The organism is Vibrio sp. 10N.222.48.A3 (genome assembly GCF_041475345.1).
GTDB classification, from domain to species: Bacteria; Pseudomonadota; Gammaproteobacteria; order Enterobacterales; family Vibrionaceae; genus Vibrio; species Vibrio tasmaniensis_A.
In genome coordinates this window covers 1-4,720 of the sequence record NZ_JBFRVX010000671.1, presented here as the reverse complement: position 1 = coordinate 4,720, position 4,720 = coordinate 1, and the positions used below count along the sequence as shown (strand labels likewise).

The window sequence follows — 4,720 nt, the reverse complement described above, 5'->3', positions numbered from 1 at the left end:
CTTAAAAGCAGCAGCAGTAACCCACGGCGGCATGACAGTCGCAATCAAAGAAAATCTAAACGTAAGTCAACCTAACGCATTCTCTGGTGGTCAAACGGTAGTCGTTCCTGATTCGGACATCGAAGTAACCGAAGCCGATGGTAAAATGTTCAAGTTCGAACCCGGTTTAACGCTCGATGATTTGGTACGCGCTGTCAATGAAGTCGGCGCCGCACCTTCTGATTTAATGGCAATCCTTCAAGCACTGAAACAAGCGGGTGCAATTGAAGGTCAGTTGATCATTATTTAAGGGATAAAGCATGATTAAAAATAACAATGACATCGGCTTTATTCACGATATTGGTAGCCTAGACCGTCTTCGTCAACAAGCGGTAAGCGGTGAAGAAGGCAGTGAAAAAGAAGCGCTAACCGCTGCAGCAAAACAGTTTGAATCTATTTTTACCTCGATGTTGTTTAAGTCGATGCGTGATGCGAACTCGAGCTTTAAGTCAGATATGTTAAACAGCCAGAATGAACAGTTTTATCGTCAGATGCAAGATGACCAAATGGCGAGTGAACTCAGTGCGTCAGGTTCGCTCGGTCTTGCGGACATGATCGTAGCTCAGTTAAGCGCTGGCCAAGCAAATGATGCAACTGAAGATAAGGTTCGCAATGAAGGCTTTGATACCTCTCTGCAAAGACCGCAGTACTCGGGGCGTTCACAAGATAGAACACCCGAAGTTCAATCTGCGCAAGCTATGTCAGCAACAGACGTGTCAGTAGCCAAACAACCAGTTTCCTTCGATTCTCCAGAATCGTTTGTTGCCTCAATGAAGCCTTACGCTGAAAAAGCAGCGAGTGCGCTCGGTGTCGATTCATCACTGCTATTGGCACAAGCGGCACTTGAAACAGGTTGGGGTTCTAAGATGATTAAGAACTCTTTGGGCAACAGCAACAACCTATTCAATATCAAAGCCGATAGAAGTTGGAAGGGCGATAAGGTTGCTACTCAAACTCTAGAGTTCCATGGTAAAACAGCCGTTAAAGAGTCTGCTTCTTTCCGTTCTTACTCTAATTTCGAAGATAGCTTTGATGATTACGTGAAGTTCTTGAACGAAAATCCAAGATACGAAACGGCATTGCAGCATCAAGGTAACTCTGAGAATTTCATCAAAGGCATTCACCAGGCGGGTTACGCAACCGACCCTAACTATGCCGACAAAGTTTTACGAGTTAAAGCTAAGATTGATGAGATGAAATAGCGTTATTGAATGCACTCGAGAGCTTGCCACCGGCAGGCTCTTTTCTTATCCGCCCCTTCAGTCTTACGCACCATCCATAGTTTTCTCCTTACACTTCAACAAATTATTGTCTTTTAACTCTCCGTTATTTCTATTGGCACATATATTGCTAAATATCTTAATAATAAGCTGTAGTAGTTAATCAGTTCATGCTGATTTTGTTAAGTTTTTTGGGGGCATTATGGCGTCGGATCTTCTGAATGTAGGAGCACAAAGTGTTCTTACTGCTCAGAGACAGCTAAACACCACTGGTCATAACATTTCTAACGCCAACACAGAAGGCTATAGCCGCCAGTCTGTGGTTCAAGGTGTGAATGACCCGCGCCAGTACGGTGGTCAAACCTACGGTATGGGTGTGCATGTGGAAAATGTTCGCCGCTCGTGGGACCAATTTGCCGTCAAGGAACTTAACCTATCAACAACCAATGCCGCTAACAAAGCGGATACCGAAGCTAACCTGGATATGCTGTCAAGCATGTTGTCATCGGTTGTTTCGAAGAAAATCCCAGAGAACCTTAATGAGTGGTTTGATTCTGTTAAGACGCTCGCTGATACCCCGAATGATGTGGGTACACGAAAAGTCGTCATAGAAAAAGCTGGGTTATTGAGTAAAACGTTAAATGAATTTCATGAAACCGTTCGTCAACAGTCTGATTCTGCGAATAAGAAATTAGACATGGGTATCGAGCGAGTTAACCAAATTGCATACGAGATCCGTGATCTTCAGCGACTAATGGTACGAACTCCTGGACCTCATAATGATCTACAAGATCAGCACGAACAGCTAGTTAATGAGCTTTCTGGTTACACTAAAGTGACGGTGACACCACGAGCTAATAATGAAGGCTTTAATGTCCATATCGGTAATGGTCATACCTTAGTTTCTGGTACAGAAGCGAGCCAACTGAAAATGATCGATGGCGTACCAGATGCACATCAGCGTCGTCTTGCTATCGTAGAAGGAAAGTCATTAAAGGCGATTACTAACCGCGATATTGATGGACAAATCGGCGCGATGTTAGACATGCGTGATGAACATATTCCTGCAGTTATGGATGAGCTTGGTCGTTTGGCGACCGCGTTTTCATACGAGGTCAATGCACTGCAATCGCAAGGTTTGGATCTCAATGGCAATGTAGGTAAAAACCTGTTTACCGATGTGAACTCTGAGTTAGTGGCTAAGTCTCGTGTTACTGCTCACGGACAGTCAAAAGCGGATGTCGCGGTCTATATTGATGATACTTCTGCTCTGAAAGGCGGCGAGTATGGTCTGAAATACGATGGCAGCGATTATGTGGTGATTAAGCCAGATGGCGAAACGGTAAAAGTTAGCACTAATTCAACCGGCAATGCCTTTTATTTAGATGGCATGCGAGTGGAAGTTCGAAATCCGCCTGAACTGGGTGAGAAGCTTTTACTACGCCCAACCCGCAATTTTGCCGCGCAGATTCAGATGGAAACCAAAGACCCTAAAGATATTGCGGCGCAAAGCTATGAGGCATCAACTACCTTTGCCAAAGGCACTGCAGGTTTCAAAATTTTGGCGGCAGGTCAATTACGAGAATTTGAAGTGATCGTGTCACCAAAGGGCGAACAGTTTGCAGTTACCGATCCTAAGGGCAACATACTTATGCAGCCTCAACCGTATCCACCACAAGGCCCAGTGACGATTAATGGCACAACGTTTGAACTTACACCGGGCGCGGTGGCAAACGATAAATTTACGGCAAACCTTGTCCCATCAGAAGGTGACAATGGCAACTTGCGTAAATTGCAAGATCTCCAAACAGGCAAAGTCTTGGATGATGGTGAGTCTACGATTTTAGATCTTTACCACAACTTGAATACCAATACGGGCTTGAAATCTTCAACGGCAAATCGCTTGAGTGATATTGCTAGGCTAGAAAAAGAGTCAGCTCAAGAACGTATTGCTTCAGTCTCTGGGGTGAACCTAGATGAAGAAGCGGCAAATATGATGAAATTTCAGCAAGCGTACATGGCTTCTTCACGCATCATGCAAGCCGCCAATGATACGTTTAATACTATTTTGGCTTTGAGGTAGGAGATATAAATGTTGACTCGTATTTCTAGCTTTCATAATTATCAGTCAGTACAAAATGACTTTCGCCGCCAAGAAAACAAGGTGCATCATAATCAAGCACAACTGGCTTCCGGTAAGAAATTACAGTCGGCGAGTGATGATCCTTTGGCGACGCATTATTTACAAAACATCGGTCAGCAATCTGAGCAACTTAAACAGTATGTCGATGCGATCACTCTAATTAGAAACCGCCTTGAACATCATGAAGTCATGGTCGCCAACTCGGAAGGGTTCGCGGATGAAGCAAAACGAACCGTGATGGAAATGATTAACGGTGCACTTTCTCCGGAAGACCGCTTAGCGAAGAAACGTGAAATTCAAGAGTTATCGAATAATCTTCTGCATTTAGCTAATACTCAAGATGAGTCAGGTAACTACACATTTTCAGGAACCAAGCCCAAGAGCCAGCCATTTTTTCAAGATAATGAAGGGAACGTTTCTTATCAAGGTGATGACTATCAAAGAAAGATGCGAGTAGCAACGAGCTTTGAAATGGCAATGAATGATCCGGGCAGTAAGTTGTTTATGGAAATAGATAACCCGTTTGGTGACTACGAGCCTCAATATGATCTTGAACCAGCCTCTGAGTTATTACTAGGGCGCGCAACCAATAAAGCTGACGATAGTTCTACTTATAAAGTGACTTTTGTTGATATGCAAACAGGCAAGTTCGCTTACCAGCTTGAAAAAGATGGCGAAGTGGTTGCCTCGGAAGATTTTGATCCTTCGAAAGGTGTTGTCTATGAAGGTCTGAATATCCAATTCAAGGGGCAGATCACGAAGGGTGACTCGATCACTTTAGAGCCGAGAAAGACATTTTCTATTTTTGATACATTCAAAGATACCGCCGAACAGGCTGAAAATCCAGTATCGGATGCATCGGCAACGGCAAAACTGCACCAAATGACAGAAGAATTTCATGCCGCGTTTATTCATTTGACTAAGGCGAGAACGGATGTCGGTGCACGTTTGAGTACGTTGGATATTCAAGAGCAGCAACATGAAGATTTTAAGTTGTCTTTAGCGAAAGCAAAAAGCAACTTTGAAGACTTGGACTATTCGAAAGCCATCATTGAATTCAATGAAAACTCTCGAGCGTTACAAGCTTCACAACAAGCGTTTGGCAAGACCAAAGACCTGACCTTGTTTAATTATATTTAGCTGTGAACAGTCGTTAATCTGGGGTTAGTTCTCTGCCGTATGTGCTATGCCATACGTGCGAATGATTCTATCGATTGCCGCTTTTTTATTCAAAGTGGCATGTTTGAAAAATAGCGGCAAAAAACGGCAACGAGAGATATCAATCAACGGATAAAAGGTACTCCGGGGATAACAGGCT

The 4,720-nt window shown here is 43.7% G+C and carries 4 protein-coding genes; all 4 read left to right on the top strand.

Going from position 1 to position 4,720, the window contains the following annotated elements:
• On the top strand, positions 1-289 hold a 289-nt coding region (locus AB4653_RS18150), incomplete at its 5' end, for a flagellar basal body P-ring protein FlgI (protein WP_372104909.1).
• A 10-nt stretch (positions 290-299) separates the two neighbouring features.
• Positions 300-1,241: a flagellar assembly peptidoglycan hydrolase FlgJ gene (flgJ, locus tag AB4653_RS18145; protein WP_009848567.1), complete on the top strand. Its 942-nt coding sequence runs from the start codon at positions 300-302 to the stop codon at positions 1,239-1,241.
• A gap of 220 nt (positions 1,242-1,461) precedes the next feature.
• Positions 1,462-3,342: a flagellar hook-associated protein FlgK gene (flgK, locus tag AB4653_RS18140; protein WP_009848566.1), complete on the top strand. Its 1,881-nt coding sequence runs from the start codon at positions 1,462-1,464 to the stop codon at positions 3,340-3,342.
• 9 nt (positions 3,343-3,351) lie between these two features.
• The gene (gene flgL, locus AB4653_RS18135; RefSeq protein WP_009848565.1) at positions 3,352-4,542 is read left to right on the top strand and encodes a flagellar hook-associated protein FlgL; all 1,191 of its coding nucleotides are present in this window, start codon (positions 3,352-3,354) and stop codon (positions 4,540-4,542) included.
• Positions 4,543-4,720 lie beyond the last annotated feature (178 nt).